Origin of the sequence: Aestuariivita sp. (genome assembly GCF_021404545.1) — a bacterium.
GTDB lineage: Bacteria > Pseudomonadota > Alphaproteobacteria > Rhodobacterales > Rhodobacteraceae > Aestuariivita.
In genome coordinates this window covers 55,082-71,460 of record NZ_JAAWWD010000033.1, presented here as the reverse complement: position 1 = coordinate 71,460, position 16,379 = coordinate 55,082, and the positions used below count along the sequence as shown (strand labels likewise).

Sequence of the window (16,379 nt, the reverse complement as noted above, 5' to 3'; positions counted from 1 at the left end):
TGCAATGATCTATGCGCGTTTACATGGCCGCCTTGGCAATCAGATGTTTCAATATGCCGCCGCGCGCGCCTTGGCAGAGCGGCATGGCGTTGAGGTCGCTTTGGATGCGCGGGGCGCTATACGTCGCGCAGAAGGCGTGCTGACACGGGTGTTCGATCTGGATCTGTCCGAGCCTGAGCGACGGCCACCGGCCAAGCATGAGGGCATGCTGCGCTATGGCCTTTGGCGGTGTTTTGGAGGGCGACCCCGGTTTGTGAGAGAGCGTGGATTGGGCTTCAATCCAGCCTTCAAGAGCTTGCCCGACGATGTCTATCTACATGGGTATTGGCAATGCGTGCGGTACTTCGACACGATCGAGGACCGCATACGCGCCGATTTCACCTTTCCGGCTTTCTCCAATGCCCAAAACGCGGAGATGGCCGCGCGTATTGGTGAAAGCATGGCGATTTCGCTGCATGTAAGGCGCGGCGACTACGTGGCGCTCAAGGCGCATGTGCTCTGCGACAGATCCTATTACGAGGCCGCCTTGACGCGGGTCCTGGACGGGTTGGAAGGGCGGCCGACAGTGTTTGTCTTTTCCGACGATCCCGCCTGGGCGCGTGACAACCTGCCCCTGCCCTGCGACAGGGTCGTGGTGGATTTCAACGGGCCTGAGACGGATTTCGAGGATATGCGCCTGATGTCGCTGTGCCAGCACAACATTATTGGCAATTCGTCCTTTTCCTGGTGGGCCGCCTGGCTGAACACCTGTCCCCACAAGCGTGTGGCGGGGCCCGCGCGGTGGTTCGGCGACCCCAAGCTCAGCAACCCCGATATCCTGCCCGACGCTTGGATGAAGATCGCCGTCTGATCAGAATTCAGGGGCCGCGCGGAATTTCAGCCCCTTGCCATTTTCCGGATGGCTGAGGCGCAGCTCTTCGGAATGCAGCATCATGCGCGGAAATTCTGCCGCAGGGCCGGTCGCATAGAGCGGATCTCCCAGGATCGGATGTCCAAGCGACAGCATATGCACCCTGAGCTGGTGACTGCGGCCGGTATGCGGAAACAGGCGGACGCGGGTCTCAGCTTCGGCATCCTTGACCACGCGCCAATCTGTGGCGGCGGGTCTGCCATTCTCGGTGTCGACCATCTGTCTGGGCCGGTTCGGCCAGTCGACAGCCAGCGGCAGATCTACCCGCCCCGTCCTGGGCTGTAGCCGCCCCCAGACGCGGGCCACATAGGTTTTGCGGGCCTTGCGCAGCTCAAAGGTCTTTGAGAGCACCCGCTGTGCATGAGGCGTCAGTGCAAAGATCATCACGCCGGACGTATCGCGGTCCAGCCGATGCACCAGCAATGTGTCGGGAAAAGCCGCCTGAAGGCGCGTAAGCAGACAATCGTGCAAGTCGGGGCCTTTGCCAGGCACCGATAACAGCCCGGCAGGTTTGTTCACCGCGATGACATGGGCATCTTCATAAAGCACATCCAGCGAGGTTTGCGGCGGATCATACGACATTGGCACGCCTCCGCATGGTCCGGATCAGGGAGGTAGTATAGATCGCAAGCGCCAGCCAGATCATCGGAAAGGCGATCAGCCGTGCACCGCTGAACTCCTCGCCAAACAGGAAGATGGCAACCAGAAAGATCATCGTCGGCGTGATGTATTGCAGGATCCCGATGGTCGAAAGACGCAGCCCCTTGGCGCCATTGGCATAAATGATCAGTGGGACCGCAGTGGCAGCACCACTGCCGATGAGCAGCCACATATCGGTTGTCGTTCCGGGGAAATGGCCAACGCCCAACTGACCGAGATAGATCAGATAGCCAAGGGCGATGGGCGACAGGATCAGCACCTCAAGCAGGAACCCCTGGTTGGGGCCGATGGGCAGCCATTTCTTGAAGAACGCATAAAAGCCCCAACTGAAGGTCAGCGCCAGCGCAACCCAAGGCAAGGTACCCGCCTCGATGGTCAGCACGATCACGGCACCTGCGGCAAGCGCGATGGCAAAGACCTGGGCGCGGGTCAGGCGCTCGCGCAGCAGAACCGCACCCAGAAAGACGCTGAAGAGCGGATTGATATAATACCCCAAAGCCGCCTCGACCGCGTTGCCGCTGCTGATCGCCCAGACATAGACGCCCCAGTTGACCGATACGAGACCCGCCGTCACACAGGCCATGCCCAGCACCCGGGGAGAGGTCAGCGCGGCGCGCAGATCGCGCGTGCGCCGCAACACAATCAGCAACAGCCCGGCCAGCGGGACGGACCAAAGGATACGATGCGCCACCACCTCGGTCGGCGGGATATGGTCCATCAGCTTGAGATAAAGCGGCAAAAAACCCCAAAGCAGATAGGCCGAGATCGCAAAGGCAAAGCCGCGGGTCGTGTCGTGATCTTCAGGCGGGGATGGTTGCATGGGGACGGGCCTTTCAGATCCCTCCGTATCGCGCGGACCCGCAATTGGAAAGCCCACGCCCCGCAGGGCAAAGGCCCCGGTGCTTTGGCTCACTGGCGCCCGTGACGGTCCACAAATCCGCTGATCGCCGGGATCAGATCGCCATGCAGCGGCAGCGTCGGATCGGTGTAGGTGACAAAGGGCTGGCCCGGCACATCGGTTTTCAGCATATGCGTGGCGCCGGGCAGATCGACACGCTCGGCCTGCGGCAGAGCATGTGTCAGCAGATCGGCATCCAGCGGTTTGATCTGGATATCGGCATCGCCCTGAACGATCAGCGTCGGCCCAGTCCAGCCCTCAGCGATCACCGCGGGATCATACGAGAAAAGGTCGATCATATAGCGTTGCACACCCAGCGAGAACATCGGTTGCAGGACGCCAGGCAGCATCACGGGATCGCGGGTGCGCCCGGCCTCCAGCTCGGCCACGGTGGCCTCAAGCTCGGGCATCAGCGGGGCGTTTCCAGGCATCGCGCGCATCTGCTCCAGCATCAGCTGACCGATGGGGCGGCCAGGGGTTGCCATGAGGATCAGACCGCAGAGGGCTTCGGGCGGGCTCTGGGCGGCAACCAGCGCCACGAGGCCGCCCTCGGAATGGCCCGCGAGCCAGACGCAGGGCGCCAGATCCGCCGCCCGCGCAATCCAGTCGCGCGCATCCTGCGCATAGTCGCCAATCGTGACGTCGTTGGGATCGGCGATAGCGGTTTGGCTGGCGAAAAAGCCGCGCTTGTCGATGCGCAGGCTGGCGATACCGGCGCGCGCCAACCCTTCGGCCAGCATCTTGTAGCTGTCCGATTGCATGCCGCCCTGGGGCGCGTTGCCGTCGCGATCCGTGGGGCCGGAGCCGGGGATGATCACCACCGCATGCGAGGCCTCCTCAACCGCGATCCCCTCGGCCGCAAGAGGGCCTGCTGGTCCGTCGATCTCGACCGTCTCCGCCAAGGCCATCATCGGAGCGAAAAGAAAAAAGAGGGGTGCAACGCGCATCAAGGCCCCGTCATGCTGTCGTGTCGATGAACCGATTTCTTTCCGGCAATCGACGGAATGACAAGGGTCTCTTTCCCGGTGGGCGGAAACAAAGGGCGTCAGATGCGCACCCGTTCCGATTTCGGGTCATACATCGGGCGCGACGACGCCTCCGCGCGGACCCGGGTGCCCGCTACGTCGATCTCGTAGGTGGAGGCCAGAACCTGATCGAGTGTCTCGCCCGCGCAGGGCACATAGCCCATGCCAATCGCCGCGCCCAAGTGATGCCCGTAAGCGCCCGAGCTGAGATAGCCCACAATCTGACCATCCCGCACGATGGGTTCGTTATGATACAAAAGCGGCTCGGGGTCGGTCAGGCGGAACTGGATCAGACGATTCTGCAGCCCCTCATCGCGTTTGCGCTGCACCGCGTCGCGGCCAATAAAATCGGTCTTGTCTTTCGACACCGCAAAGCCCAGCCCCGCCTCCAGCACGTGATCCTCGCAGGTGATGTCATGGCCGAAATGGCGGAATGCCTTTTCGATGCGCGCGCTGTCCATCATATGCATGCCGCAGAGTTTCAGCCCGATCTCCTGGCCGGCCTGCCAGATGGTTTCAAACACATGGGCGGCCATATCGGCGCCGACATAGATCTCCCACCCCAGCTCTCCGACATACGACACGCGGTGGATCCGGGCCAGCCCCATACCCAGTTCGATCTCCTGTGCGGTGCCAAACGGGTTGGTGGCATTGGTGAAGTCGGCAGGTGAGACCCGTTGCATCAGCTTGCGCGCATTGGGCCCCATCACGGCCAGAACGCCCTCGCCCGCAGTCACGTCGGTGATGACCACGCTTGCCTCACCTACATGGCGGCGCATCCAGGTCTCGTCCGCCAGCCGGGTGACGGCGGGGGTGACGACCAGATAGGCCGTCTCGGTCAGGCGGGTGACGGTCACATCCGCCTCGATCCCACCCGCCTGGTTGAGGAACTGCGTATAGACGATCTTGCCCACGGGCACGGACATGTTGGCACCGCAGACCCGGTTGAGGAAGCTCTCGGCGTCCGGCCCCTCGACCCGCAGCTTGCCAAAGGAGGACATGTCATACATGCCCACATTCTCGCGCACGGCTCTGACCTCATCGGCGACGTTGTCGAAAAAGATCTGGCGTTTCCAGGTGTATTGGTATTCGGGCCTCTGGCCCGCACGCGCGACCCAATTGGCGCGTTCCCATCCGCCAAGCTCGCCCATCACTGCGCCCCTATCCAGCAGATGCTGATGGAAGGGCGAGCGGCGCACCCCGCGTGCGGTGGCCTTTTGCCGGAAGGGAAAGTGATCGGCGTAAAGCAGACCCAGCGTTTCGGTGGAGCGTTCCATCAGATAGTGCCGGTTGCCCTGAAACGGATGCATCCGCGCGATATCCACATCGCCCAGATCGAAAGGTTTGTCACCGTCCTGTATCCATTGCGCCAGTGCCATGCCCGCGCCGCCCGCAGATTGGATCCCGACGGAGTTGAACCCGGCGGCAACCCAGACATTGTCCATCTCGGGCGCCTGACCCAGGTGATAGGCATCGTCGGGCGTGAAGCTTTCGGGACCGTTAAAGAAGGTATGGATCCCCGCATCGGCCAGCATCGGCATCCGGTTGACCGCGTTTTCGAGGATCGGTTCGAAATGGTCGAAATCCTCGGGCAGTTGATCGAACTCGAAACTGTCGGGGATCGGCCCCCAGGGTTTGGAAACGGGCTCGAACGCGCCGAGCAGCATCTTGCCTGCGTCCTCTTTGTAATAGGCGCATTCGTCAGGCACCCGCAGGACCGGCATCTGCGTGAGACCGGCGATGGCTTCGGTGACGATATAGAAGTGCTCACAGGCCTGAAGCGGCACGTTGGTGCCCAGCATCCGGCCCACCTCACGCCCCCACATGCCCGCGCAATTGACCACGTGGTCACAGGCTATGTAGCCGCTGGTGCCCTCTTCGGCTGCCCAGTCGATGCCGGTGATGCGACGCCCGTCGCGGGTCACACCGGTGGCCTTGACGCGTTCCTGGACGATGGCGCCACGCTGGCGCGCGCCCTTGGCCAGTGCCAGCGCGATATTGGCGGGATCGCCCTGCCCGTCCTTGGGCAGATAGACGCCCCCCGTCACCCCGTCGATGTTGAGATGTTCATAGCGGGATTTGATCTCGTTGGGGCCAATCTCTTCGATCTCGACGCCAAAGGCACGGGCCATCCCGGCGGAGCGATGCAGCTCTTCGAGGCGCTCATCGGTGAGGGCTGCGGTGATCGAGCCCACGCGTTTGAACCCGGTGGCGGTGCCGGTTTCGGTCTCCAGGCAGCCATAGAGCTCCTGGCTGTATTTGGCGAGCTTGGTCATGTTGGCGGTGGCACGCAGTTGGGCGATGAGGCCCGCCGCGTGCCATGTGGTGCCGGAGGTGAGCTGTTTTCGTTCGAGCAGGACCACATTGGTCCAGCCCAGCTTGGTCAGGTGATAGGCCACGGAGCAGCCGATGACACCGCCGCCGATGATGACGACGCGGGCAGATTGGGGAAGGGTAGTCATTGCAACACCTTTGTGTATTCAGCGAGAGGTCTCGGATGCTGACGCATCCGACCGGCTGGGGGGTTCCACCCCCCAGACCCCCCGCCGGTATTTGGAAAGAGAAGAAAAGCGCCGTCAGACACGGATGTGCCCCTCAGCATCGAGCCTTCGAGCCAATTCGCGGATATGGTCCGGGCCAACTTCGCAGCATCCCCCGACGATGGTTGCCCCCTGGGCGACCCAACCCATGGCGATGTCGGCATAGACCTCGGGCGTGAGGTCACGGCGTTGTTCGAGAGCGTCGACGGTCGGGGCCTCCTGCAGGAATCCTTCGGAGATGCGGGTGAAGCCGTTGGCATAGGCACCGAAGGGCAAAGCCGCGGATTTCAGCACCTCAAGACCCGCGACCACCACCTCGGGGCGCGAGCAGTTGATCAGGATCGCGGCAGGTCGGCGCCGGATCGGCAAGGTCGCGATCAGATCGAGGATGATCTGAACCGGCTCACCCGAACGCAGTTTCGTGCCGTCATCGTCATCCACGGAAACGGCCAGCCAGACCGGTTTTGCGCTGACCGCTTTGGCTGCGGCAAGCGCGGTTTGCGCGTGATTGAGGGAGGACATGGTTTCGATGATCCACAGGTCGACATGCTGTTCCAACCTTGTGAGCAAGGGACCATACATCGCCGTCGCCTGTTCGTCTGTTACGACAATGTCAGGCCGGTAGGACGCGCCGATGGGGCCAAGCGCTCCGGCGATCCGGCCACGACCATTGGCATCCCGTGCGGATGTTGCGGCGTCGATGGCCACATCCAGCAGTCGTGGGATGTCGCCGACCAACCCCACACGCTCCAGCCGATCGGCCAGAGCGGCATAGGTATTGGTCGTGGCAACGGTCGCACCGGCGGCAAAGTAGTCGGCGTGGACCTGCTGCACAATGCCCGGATGATCCATCATCACCTGCGTGGACCACAGCGGCGTCGCCCTGTCGCCGGAGCGTTTGACCAGTTCCTGGCCGACCGAGCCGTCGAGGAGAGTGATTTCGGTCATTGACGCACCTCGGTCGAAAAATCGCGTGAGGCCAGAAGACCCGCAGCGCCCAGCATAAGCCCCCCGGAAATCCGGGTGAGCCAGACCCCACGGAGCACACGCATGCGCCCCAGCGTTCGCTGCGCGAACCACCCCCACAGGATCAGGGTGATCCCATCAACCACCAGATAGGTTCCACCGAGGATCAAGAGTTGCGGCAGCACCGGCACGGCCGGATCAATGAACTGCGGGAACAGCGCGCCAAAGAAGATAACCGCGTAAGGATTTGCGGAAGACGTGAGAAACCCTTGCCGGAAGAGTGCGCCTCGGCTGGCGCGGGCGGCGGCCTTTACTCCGCCCGACCGGTTCGGCGACAGCACAAGGCGCAGACCGATCCATCCCAGATATGCCACACCTGCCCATTTGACGATCCACAGCGCATCGGCCGAGGCCGCGATAATCGCCGTCAGGCCAAAGGCCGCAGCGGTCATTTGCAATGCGTTTGCGGTCAGATCCCCTGCCGCCGTCGCCATGCTGCGCCCAAGCCCGTGACGCATGGCGTTGGACATCATCAACAGCTGGCTGGTATCGGGAGGCGTTGCGAAGAACGCAAAAAGCACACCCAGATAGATCAGATAGGTCTCGATACTCATGCGCGGAGCCTTTGGTTTTCGGGATCCCAGAGCGGCTGATCCGGCTCGACCTTGGCGGGGCGGCGTTCGCCGAAGATCTCAACCTCGATCCGGGTTCCAGGCACGGCCAGATCCGGGCGCAGCATGCCCAGCGCCACGGATTTGTTCACGCGGTAGCCCCAGGCACCCGACGTCGTCTCGCCCACCACATCGCCATTGTGCCAAAGCGTCGACATATAGGGCGCGTCGGCTTCGCCCGCCTCGACCGTGAGGGTGACGAAACGCTTTTTGACGCCCTGCTGTTTTTCGTTCATCAGCGCGGTTTTGCCCGGGAAGTCCTGCGGCTTGTCGAGCTTGACAAAGCGGTCGAGCCCGCCTTCGAGCAGGGTGTAATCGGTCGAAAGGTCCCCCTTCCACGCGCGGTAGCCCTTTTCGATCCGCAGGGAGTTGAGCGCCCACATGCCAAAGGGCTTGGCCCCTTCTGCCAGCACCGCGTCATAGATCGCGGGCATCTCGGCATTGGCCGCGTGGATCTCCCATCCCAATTCCCCGGCGAAGGACACGCGCACCTGCATTGCGGGTTTACCTGCAACGGTCGCGGACTGATGGCTCAGCCAGCCAAGCGAAAGATCCGCCTCGGCGATCTTTTCAAAGAGCGCGCGGGAGTTGGGGCCGCAAACGATCAGTGTCGAATAGTCGGTGGTATGATCGCTCAGCGACAGACCCGCATCCACCGCCGGGCGCAGCACGTCAAAGTCGTGCCACTGTGCCGTGGCGGCGGTAATCAGGGTAAAGTCATCCTCGCCATGGCGGATCACCGACATCTCGGTCAGGATGCGCCCGCGATCATCTGCGAAGTATGCCAGGTTCATGCGCCCCGGTTTCGGCAAACCGCCCGTGATCCGGCCACGCAACCATTCGGCAGCCCCATCGCCCGTGAACTTGAACCGTGAAAACCCCGGCAGGTCGAGCACGCCGACACCGTCGCGAACCGCCTCGCATTCCTCGCGGATGCGCGCCTCCCACGGGCCGCGCCGGTTCCAGGTATGCGCTGCCTCAAGGGAGATGTCGTCTCCGGGCTGCGCGAACCAATTGGCGCGCTCCCACCCGTTATAGGCCCCCATTTGGCCGCCCTGCTCGCGAACTCTTGCATCGACAGGCGACAGTTTCTTGTCACGGCCTGCGGGCCATTCATGCCAGGGGAAGTGGATGGCGTATTCGTGGCCATAGACCTCAATCGCTTTTTGATCGCAATAATCCTGATCGGTGTAGTCGGTGTAACGGCGCGGATCGACAGCCCACATATCCCATTCGGTCTGCCCTTCGGTGATCCATTCGGCCAGCACCTTGCCCGCGCCGCCGCCCTGGGTGATGCCGAAGGTAAAGACACAAGCCTCATAGGCATTGGGCACACCCGGCATCGGCCCGATCAGCGGCAGGCCGTCCGGCGCGTAAGGGATCGGTCCGTTGATCACCCGGCCTACACCGGCAGTGCCCAGCAGGGGCACCCGCGCCATCGCATCCTCGATATACCATTCGAGGCGTTCCAAATCGTCTGGATAAAGCTGGAAGCTGAAATCCTCGGGCATCGGATCCTCGGGTGTTACCCAATGCGCCCTGCAGTTGCGTTCATAGGGGCCGAGGTTGAGACCGTTCTTGTCCTGCCGCAGATAATAGGAGGTGTCCACGTCGCGCAAGAGCGGAACCTTGCGCCCATTCTCGTTGGTCCAGGCCGCAAGCTCAGGGATCTCTTCGGTCAGGAAATACTGGTGGCTCATCACGGTCATCGGGACAGTGCGTCCGCCAAACGGCTTGAACCACTCGCCGACACGCTGGGCATAGTACCCGGCCGCGTTTACGACTTTCTCACAGCGGATATCGCCCTTTTGGGTATGTACGATCCATTCATCGCCATCGCGGCTGATGCCCGTGGCCGGGCAAAACCGCTCGATCCGGGCGCCCATGTCACGGGCGCCCTTGGCCAGCGCCTGGGTCAACTGGGCGGGGTCGATATCGCCATCGTCCGGGTCCCAGAGACCTCCCTCAAGGTCATGGGTTTCCAGAAAGGGATAGGCGTCTTTCATGTCCTGGATCGACATCATGTCGATATTCAGACCCTGATAGCGGCCCATGGCGCGGGCGCGCTCGAATTCCATCATCCTTTCATTGGAATGAGCCAGCCGGATCGAGCCCGTGACGTGATAGTTCATCGGGTAATCGACCTCATCCGCGAGACCGGCATAAAGGCCCAGCGAATAGCGTTGCATGTTCATAACCGCCCAGGAGGTGCTGAACGACGGGCAATTGCCCGCCGCGTGCCAGGTCGACCCCGCGGTCAACTCGTTCTTTTCCAGCAGCACAGAGTCGGTCCAGCCCGCCTTGGCCAGATGATAAAGGCCCGAAGTGCCGACAACTCCGCCGCCAATGATGACGACGCGGGCCGTGGTTGGAAATTCAGACATGAAGCGCTCCCTTTCGACGGATTGTTGTTGACCGGAATCGGTGCCGGGCTGACCCTTTCCGGGAACAGTGATTTGAGTGGATTGTGTCCCTATGAAATCTTCGGTTTACCTGATCGGCGACACCAGCGCCGCCCAGAGCGACATCTTCGCTCAGCTCTCGGAGAGCAGGTTGCAGTCTTTGATCCTCGAGGCGGGCAATATCACGCAGGACCTGGGCGATGTGGACGAAGACGGACAGACCGACGATTACGTCCTGACTGCCCCTCGTTTCACGCAGCAGCACCTTTACGAACTGACCAACCAAACAGTTGAAGGTGCGACCCGTGGCGTACTGGCATATGTCAACGTGATGGTGCCTGATTTTAACAGGTATTACTGGGAAAGGGACTGGATCACCGCCGCCGAGGAAGATCCGACCGACCTGGACTATGGCACCGTACGCGACGGCGCGCCGGGCTGGCTGGAAATGAACCTTGGGATTGCGACAGGACCCGAGTTTGGACCAAATGGGGAACCTGGCGATGGTATCTTTGGGTTTCTCGTTGATTACCGCGATACCGACTGGCAGGAGTTGGTGATCACCCAGGCAATCGCCTATGTCGAACACGGCTATACCGGCATATTCCTTGATGACGTCGGGCGCTATGATGAAACCAGCCTTGGCATATCTGACGCTGCCGCAGAGATGATGCGGTTTGTCTTGCGCATTCAAGAGGGTGTGACCGAGGCAACAGGACTGACCGCGAACGAGTTGACGATCACCATCAACTCCGACCCCTATATCATCAACAATTACTTCTTTGCAGCGGATCGTCCGGACAGCTTTGATCTTGAGCTTGTTTCGGAGTTTGCGGAAGCTGTGGACGGGCTGGTCACAGAGAACGCCACCTCTGACCCCGTTCCGTTTTGGGACGTTGCAAATAAATGGTTCAATGGGGCCAACCCGGACGGTTTTCAGATCGGAACGAACACAACAGATCTCACCGCCATCGAAACACCCAAGGACTGGGCGCCGATGATGGCTATCGTTGACGAACTCATTGACCAGAACGTGTCTATGTTTTTGGCGCGCGGCGCGGCCTACAACCACGTTCTGAATGCGCCTATCTTTGGTACAGCAGAGGATGAGACGCTGACGGGCACTGCGTTGGCTGAAGCGATCTTTGGTGGACCCGGGACCACGAGTATCGAGGCCGGTGCTGGCGATGACATCATTTATGGCGCCGCGCTGGGCGGCGCGATCCGTGGCGGAGACGGAGATGACCTGATCTATGGTGGACCCGGCGACGACCTGATCTTTGGCGGTGCGGGCAATGACACCATCTATGGCGGTGGCGGGAATGACACGATCATTGGCGGGGCGGGGGATGACCTCCTTTACGGGGGCGATCCGCCGGATGAGCTTGTGTTCTGACATCATGCCCATCAGGTCTGCGGCAGATCGTCGGTGATGGTATAGTAATCGCCCTTATCGGCCACAAAGATATGGCGGCCGAGGGTCAGACCCGTGGGCGCGTCGAGCGCACCCATCGCAATTGAAATCGTATCTTCCGCATCATGTTTCCAGAACAGGAATGAGCCACAAGTGCTGCAGAACCCACGGCGCGCGGCATCGCTGGAGCGGAACCATCTGAGGCTGTCGTCACGGTCAAAGACCAACGCGGTTTCGGCGATGAAGGTCGAGGCCCAGACATGGCCCGATTGACGGCGGCACTGGCCGCAATGGCAGACCGAAGGCGCGGGCGCATCCGCATCGAAGTGAAACGCGACCGCACCGCAAAGGCATGACCCGGTCCGCATATCCGTTATCCTTTCGCCTGGGGCGTGGGCGCAAGGCCGAGCGCCACACCGTACACAATGAAACACGCCGCCAGCGCACGGCGCAGCAACGTGTTGACCGTCCTGGCAAACGCGGCGCGACCCAACCCCGCGCCCAGTGCCGCATATCCGGCATAGATCAGCCCTGTCAGGGTAAGGGCCGTGGGCAGGATCGCCCCCATCTGATCCCAGACCGGCACACCCGGTTCGATAAACTGAGAAAAGGCGGCAAGGTAACCTGCCACACTCTTGGGATTGGCCAGCGCGATGACGAGCGCGTTCAGATAAACCTTGCGCGGCGCGACCTCGGTGATGCGCAACGGGCGCCGCGCCGTGATCCAGCCACGCAGACCGAGATAGATCAGAAATCCCGCGCCGATCAGTTTGACAATGCCGAAGACCTCCGGTGCCGCGATCAAAAGCGCTGTCACACCCGCAGCGGACATCAGAAGAAAGAGCGTGGCCTGCGTCAGCACTGCCCAGACGGCGGGCAGCGCACGGCGAAAACCCAATGTCATCCCGGTCGAGAGGCAATTGACCGCATTCGGTCCCGGGGTCAGCGCGAAGACCAGCCAGAACACCGCAAAGATCAGCCATGTGTCCAATGTCATCGCCACACCCCCGTCAATAGACCGGCGGGGCGATCACCCAGATCACCACGGCAGGGATGTCATGCGGATTCGACCATCGGAACGGCTCGCCCCGAATGCGAAAGCTGTCGCCCGGTTGAACGGCAAAGGACCTGCCGCCGATATCCAACGACAGCGCGCCGGAGACTACATAACCGACCTCTTGCGTCAGGCGCGTGACGAACTCGGTGATCCGCGCCTTGGGCTGAAAGGTCGAATGCACCATCTCGAAATCGTCTGTCAGGTCAGGCGACAAGAGCTCTTCGATCAGGCCCGCCTCGGATGAGCCGATCGGGCGCCGCGCGCCCGCGCGCACGATGTAACCCGCCTCGGCCGCCGGGGACGGTGCGTGAGAAAAGAGCATCGAGACCGAGACGTCCAGAACCTTTGCGATCATCCGCAGATCGGTGATCGACGGCTCCGACAGATCACGCTCCACCTGGCTCAACCAGCCCACGGAACGGCCCAAGCGATCCGAAAGATCGGCCAGCGTCAGCCCGCGCGCTTTGCGCAACGCGCGCAGATCGGCCCCCAGAGACCCGGACAGGACTGGCTGTTGGTCGATCACGGCGACTCGGCCCTTTCGTGAAAATCTCCCTCAGGATTTCACGGTGCCTGAGTCTGGTGAAAAATCAAGAGGTTTTTTCACTTCATGGATCTACAGAACAGGACGCGCCCTCGATCTGCCAAACCGCGACAGGTCGGCCTGTCCAGAGATCCCCCGTAGGGCGGGACTTGTCCCGCCACCCCCGATGACACTCCCGACCCGCGCCTTCCTAGCGCGCAAAGGCAAATGCCTGATCCAGAATCGCAGCCAGGCGATCCGCGTCCTCCTGCGTAAACGCATCGGGCTGATCGCTGTCGATATCGAATACTCCCAAGAGAGAGCCGCGCTTATTGCGCACCGGCAACACCAGTTCAGACCGGGTGGACGAGGCACACGCGATATGGCCCGGGAACACATCGACATCCGGGACCAGCTGTACCTCTCCCGTGCGGGCCGCGGCGCCGCAGACACCTTTGTCAAACGGGATCATCAGACAGCCGTGACCGCCCTGATAGGGGCCAATCTTCATCAGGTCAGGTGCGACGACCCGGTAGAACCCGGTCCAGTCGAACCGATCATCCGCCTGATGCACTTCACAGGCGATGGTGGCCATCAGGGCAACCGCATCCTTTTCACCCTCCGTCAGGGCGACGATGGTCTTTTCCAACCTATCATAATCGGCTTTCATGTGACGTCTCCTTCGGCGTGGGTTCAGACATACGGTGCGCGCGGGGGGCTGTACCTTCGACAGTCACACAGAAGTCCTGGGCACCGGGCGTGACCGGTGCGGTTGATCGCAGCCGGGACAACAGATCTTCAATCAGACGTCGGGGCATTGCGGCGTGGTGCATGGAAATCAGCAACCAAAGACCCGCATGTTTCGGATCGTTCCTTTGCTCACCTCTGCGAAAGATATCGGCACAGTGCGCAGCCATCGAGTCATCCGGCAAGAGAACGTGGCGCATCAATGCGCGCACCCGGACGAGCTTGGGAACCGGTGCGATCTCTTCTTTCAGGTTCGTCCAGGGCCGCGTGCTCAGCCGATAATCATCGAGATCCAAAGGATCCTTTTCGCCTTCAAGGAAAGCCTCCAGCCATGTGAGCAAACGCGACACCGTCACGCCCCGTTCTGACCGGAGATCCTCCTCGAAACGCTTCAGGGTATCCAGATCCGATTGCATAAGGTGCCCGTCTCAGACCCGCTCAATCGCAATCGCCGTGCCTTCGCCGCCGCCGATGCAGATCGCGGCAACCCCGCGTTTCAGGCCGCGCGTCTCCAGCGCGTTCAGCAGCGTGACCATGATGCGCGCACCGGACGCGCCGATGGGATGGCCCAGCGCGCAGGCGCCGCCATTCACGTTCACCTTGTCGCGCGACACTCCCATTTCATGCATGAACGCCATGGGCACCACGGCAAAGGCCTCGTTGACTTCCCACAGATCGACATCGTCCTTGCTCCAGCCGATCCGCTCCAGCAGCTTCTGCGCGGCGGGGACGGGGGCGGTGGTGAAAAGCGCGGGCGCCTGGGCATGGCTTGCATGCCCCAGGATGCGGGCGCGGATTGCAAGACCCTGAGCCTCCGCAGCCTCCGCACTGGCCAGAACCAGCGCTGCCGCGCCGTCCGAGATGGACGAGGCATTCGCCGCCGTCACCGTGCCATCCTTGCGGAAGGCCGGTCTGAGGTGTGGGATTTTGTCGGGTCGTGCGGTGCCCGGTTGTTCATCGGTCGCCACTACCACATCGCCCTTGTGCGAGGTCAATGTCACCGCAGTGATTTCACCGTCAAAGGCACCGCTTTGCTGCGCCTCAAGCGCGTTGGAAAGTGATGTCAACGCATACGCGTCCTGCGCCTCGCGGGTGAATTGATAGGCCTCGGCACAGTCCTCGGCAAAGGTGCCCATAAGCCGACCCTTATCATAGGCATCCTCCAAGCCATCGAGGAACATGTGATCGATCACCTGCCCATGGCCGATCCGCGCGCCACCGCGCATTTTCGGCAAGAGGTAGGGCGCGTTGGTCATACTCTCCATGCCACCGGCGATCATGCTATCGGCATGGCCCAATGCAATCTGATCAAAGGCCATCATCGCGGCTTTCATACCCGATCCGCACATTTTGTTGAGCGTGGTGGCAGGCACCTCCTCTCCCAGACCCGCCGCAAAACCGGCCTGGCGCGCAGGGGCCTGGCCTTGACCCGCGGGCAGAACGCATCCCATCAACACCTCGTCGACGGTCGAAAGACCGGCGCCGTTCATGGCCGCCCTGATCGCGCTTCCACCCAGATCCGCGGCAGGCAGGCCGTCGAAGACCCCCTGAAAACCGCCCATCGGAGTGCGCGCTGCTCCGGCTATGATTACCTCTTTCATTGCATTCCTCCTCACCGCAAAGCTGATCACCGAATGGTAAGACTTCGGGTTTAACCTCTCAGATACGATGCAGAGACCTAGGACCCTTCGATGAGCCTTACAAGCACAGATACAGACCACGCGCGGATCATCACCGTGCAGGTGCCTCGCATTGATGCAGCCATGGCAATCCAGTTCAAGGAGGACATGCGCCAAAAGACACAAGGCAGCCCGGACCGTGTCGTGCTGGATCTCAGCCAGGTCGATTTCATCGATTCCAGCGGGTTGGGTGCGATCGTCGCCTCCATGAAACAACTTGACGCAGGGGTACGGCTGGACCTGGCAGGCCTGTCAGGCAACGTCAGCAAGGTCTTTCGCCTGACACGGATGGATACGGTGTTTCGGCTTTACGACACCCTCGACGCGGCCGTCGGGACAGATGCAAGCTGAAACCGGACATTGGGGATGGACACCGACATGCCCTTTGACGGCCTCCCCTTGACCTATCAGTTTTCCTGCCCGGCTTCGGAGCTGGCGGTACGCGATCTGTTGATCGAGCTCCGCAGCGCTTTGTCGGCCGCACGGCTGGAAAGCGATCTGAGCAGTTCTGTCGAAATTGCTGTGGCAGAGGGGCTGAACAACATTGTCGAACATGCCTGTGCCGGGGTCGTCGATGGGCTGATCCGCGTGGAAATGCGGGTGAACGCAGCCCATGTCTTTGTACAGATGCTGGATTCCGGGGAGGCACTGCCGGACTGGATCCTGCCCGAAGGGCGGGCGGCCGATCTGTCGGTGGCACGTGGCGCGTTGCCCGAAGGGGGGTTCGGCTGGAACATGATCCGCAACCTCGCCGACCGGCTCGACTATAGCCGGATCAATGGCACCAACCTCCTGAAGATGTGGTTTGTCATGGAACACCCCGAGCTTTGATCGGGGCCGCCTGACCTGCCACCGGTGCAATTGCCTTGGATTTGCCGTGATACGAC

General features: G+C 61.7%; 17 protein-coding genes. 4 read left to right on the top strand and 13 right to left on the bottom strand.

What is annotated here, in order from left to right; all coding sequences use genetic code 11:
* Positions 1–4 precede the first annotated feature (4 nt).
* Positions 5–850 (top strand): alpha-1,2-fucosyltransferase, encoded by an 846-nt coding sequence (locus HEP69_RS09615; RefSeq protein ID WP_290558295.1) that lies wholly within the window; start codon positions 5–7, stop codon positions 848–850.
* Here the strand turns inward: HEP69_RS09615 and HEP69_RS09610 are convergent, their stop codons facing one another.
* The 7 genes from HEP69_RS09610 to HEP69_RS09580 all read right to left on the bottom strand — a co-directional run bounded on the left by HEP69_RS09610 (position 851) and on the right by HEP69_RS09580 (position 10,054).
* Positions 851–1,498: a pseudouridine synthase gene (locus tag HEP69_RS09610; protein WP_290558294.1), complete on the bottom strand. Its 648-nt coding sequence runs from the start codon at positions 1,496–1,498 to the stop codon at positions 851–853.
* On the bottom strand, positions 1,482–2,390 hold the full coding sequence (rarD, locus tag HEP69_RS09605) for an EamA family transporter RarD (RefSeq protein ID WP_290558293.1): 909 nt from the start codon (positions 2,388–2,390) through the stop codon (positions 1,482–1,484). The genes HEP69_RS09610 and rarD overlap by 17 nt, the downstream gene beginning before the upstream one ends.
* An 89-nt stretch (positions 2,391–2,479) precedes the next feature.
* Positions 2,480–3,415: an alpha/beta fold hydrolase gene (locus HEP69_RS09600; protein ID WP_290558292.1), complete on the bottom strand. Its 936-nt coding sequence runs from the start codon at positions 3,413–3,415 to the stop codon at positions 2,480–2,482.
* A 98-nt stretch (positions 3,416–3,513) separates the two neighbouring features.
* Entirely contained in the window at positions 3,514–5,955 is a 2,442-nt protein-coding gene (locus HEP69_RS09595) for an FAD-dependent oxidoreductase (protein WP_290558291.1), read from the bottom strand.
* 114 nt (positions 5,956–6,069) lie between these two features.
* Positions 6,070–6,981 carry a homocysteine S-methyltransferase family protein gene (locus HEP69_RS09590; RefSeq protein ID WP_290558290.1) on the bottom strand — a complete coding sequence of 304 codons (912 nt, stop codon included), beginning with the start codon at positions 6,979–6,981 and terminating at the stop codon, positions 6,070–6,072.
* Entirely contained in the window at positions 6,978–7,613 is a 636-nt protein-coding gene (locus HEP69_RS09585; RefSeq protein ID WP_290558289.1) for a LysE family translocator, read from the bottom strand. Before HEP69_RS09585 ends, HEP69_RS09590 begins: the two co-directional genes overlap by 4 nt.
* Positions 7,610–10,054, bottom strand: coding sequence for an FAD-dependent oxidoreductase (locus tag HEP69_RS09580; RefSeq protein ID WP_290558288.1), 2,445 nt, complete (start codon positions 10,052–10,054; stop codon positions 7,610–7,612). Before HEP69_RS09580 ends, HEP69_RS09585 begins: the two co-directional genes overlap by 4 nt.
* 91 nt (positions 10,055–10,145) lie before the next feature.
* On the opposite strand from HEP69_RS09580, the gene HEP69_RS09575 reads away from it, so the two are divergent.
* A complete protein-coding gene (locus tag HEP69_RS09575; protein WP_290558287.1) occupies positions 10,146–11,468 on the top strand; it encodes a hypothetical protein in 1,323 nt (440 codons plus the stop codon).
* An 11-nt stretch (positions 11,469–11,479) separates the two neighbouring features.
* On the opposite strand, the gene HEP69_RS09570 is transcribed toward HEP69_RS09575, so the two are convergent.
* The 6 genes from HEP69_RS09570 to HEP69_RS09545 form a co-directional block, all read right to left on the bottom strand.
* Positions 11,480–11,854: a GFA family protein gene (locus tag HEP69_RS09570; RefSeq protein WP_290558286.1), complete on the bottom strand. Its 375-nt coding sequence runs from the start codon at positions 11,852–11,854 to the stop codon at positions 11,480–11,482.
* A gap of 5 nt (positions 11,855–11,859) precedes the next feature.
* A complete protein-coding gene (locus HEP69_RS09565; protein WP_290558285.1) occupies positions 11,860–12,483 on the bottom strand; it encodes a LysE family translocator in 624 nt (207 codons plus the stop codon).
* Between the two features lie 13 nt (positions 12,484–12,496).
* Positions 12,497–13,066 (bottom strand): helix-turn-helix domain-containing protein, encoded by a 570-nt coding sequence (locus tag HEP69_RS09560; protein WP_290558419.1) that lies wholly within the window; start codon positions 13,064–13,066, stop codon positions 12,497–12,499.
* A 211-nt stretch (positions 13,067–13,277) separates the two neighbouring features.
* Positions 13,278–13,736, bottom strand: coding sequence for a GAF domain-containing protein (locus HEP69_RS09555; protein WP_290558284.1), 459 nt, complete (start codon positions 13,734–13,736; stop codon positions 13,278–13,280).
* Complete coding sequence (locus HEP69_RS09550; protein ID WP_290558283.1) at positions 13,720–14,229, bottom strand: hypothetical protein; 510 nt, start codon at positions 14,227–14,229, stop codon at positions 13,720–13,722. The genes HEP69_RS09555 and HEP69_RS09550 overlap by 17 nt, the downstream gene beginning before the upstream one ends.
* Positions 14,230–14,241: 12 nt before the next feature.
* Entirely contained in the window at positions 14,242–15,414 is a 1,173-nt protein-coding gene (locus HEP69_RS09545; protein ID WP_290558282.1) for an acetyl-CoA C-acyltransferase, read from the bottom strand.
* Between the two features lie 90 nt (positions 15,415–15,504).
* Between HEP69_RS09545 and HEP69_RS09540 the strand changes: the two genes are divergently transcribed.
* Both HEP69_RS09540 and HEP69_RS09535 read left to right on the top strand, forming a co-directional pair.
* A complete protein-coding gene (locus tag HEP69_RS09540) occupies positions 15,505–15,843 on the top strand; it encodes an STAS domain-containing protein (protein ID WP_290558281.1) in 339 nt (112 codons plus the stop codon).
* Positions 15,844–15,858: 15 nt separating this feature from the next.
* Entirely contained in the window at positions 15,859–16,323 is a 465-nt protein-coding gene (locus HEP69_RS09535; RefSeq protein WP_290558280.1) for an ATP-binding protein, read from the top strand.
* Positions 16,324–16,379 lie beyond the last annotated feature (56 nt).

Excerpts from the sequence above, each read along its gene's own strand:
- HEP69_RS09615 (WP_290558295.1), top strand. The coding sequence starts at position 5 with ATGATCTATGCGCGTTTACATGGCCGCCTTGGCAATCAGATGTTTCAA.
- HEP69_RS09590 (WP_290558290.1), bottom strand. The coding sequence starts at position 6,981 with ATGACCGAAATCACTCTCCTCGACGGCTCGGTCGGCCAGGAACTGGTC.
- HEP69_RS09540 (WP_290558281.1), top strand. The coding sequence starts at position 15,505 with ATGAGCCTTACAAGCACAGATACAGACCACGCGCGGATCATCACCGTG.
- HEP69_RS09580 (WP_290558288.1), bottom strand. The coding sequence starts at position 10,054 with ATGTCTGAATTTCCAACCACGGCCCGCGTCGTCATCATTGGCGGCGGA.
- rarD (WP_290558293.1), bottom strand. The coding sequence starts at position 2,390 with ATGCAACCATCCCCGCCTGAAGATCACGACACGACCCGCGGCTTTGCC.
- HEP69_RS09545 (WP_290558282.1), bottom strand. The coding sequence starts at position 15,414 with ATGAAAGAGGTAATCATAGCCGGAGCAGCGCGCACTCCGATGGGCGGT.
- HEP69_RS09575 (WP_290558287.1), top strand. The coding sequence starts at position 10,146 with ATGAAATCTTCGGTTTACCTGATCGGCGACACCAGCGCCGCCCAGAGC.
- HEP69_RS09555 (WP_290558284.1), bottom strand. The coding sequence starts at position 13,736 with ATGAAAGCCGATTATGATAGGTTGGAAAAGACCATCGTCGCCCTGACG.
- HEP69_RS09585 (WP_290558289.1), bottom strand. The coding sequence starts at position 7,613 with ATGAGTATCGAGACCTATCTGATCTATCTGGGTGTGCTTTTTGCGTTC.
- HEP69_RS09550 (WP_290558283.1), bottom strand. The coding sequence starts at position 14,229 with ATGCAATCGGATCTGGATACCCTGAAGCGTTTCGAGGAGGATCTCCGG.
- HEP69_RS09570 (WP_290558286.1), bottom strand. The coding sequence starts at position 11,854 with ATGCGGACCGGGTCATGCCTTTGCGGTGCGGTCGCGTTTCACTTCGAT.
- HEP69_RS09595 (WP_290558291.1), bottom strand. The coding sequence starts at position 5,955 with ATGACTACCCTTCCCCAATCTGCCCGCGTCGTCATCATCGGCGGCGGT.
- HEP69_RS09535 (WP_290558280.1), top strand. The coding sequence starts at position 15,859 with ATGGACACCGACATGCCCTTTGACGGCCTCCCCTTGACCTATCAGTTT.
- HEP69_RS09600 (WP_290558292.1), bottom strand. The coding sequence starts at position 3,415 with ATGCGCGTTGCACCCCTCTTTTTTCTTTTCGCTCCGATGATGGCCTTG.
- HEP69_RS09565 (WP_290558285.1), bottom strand. The coding sequence starts at position 12,483 with ATGACATTGGACACATGGCTGATCTTTGCGGTGTTCTGGCTGGTCTTC.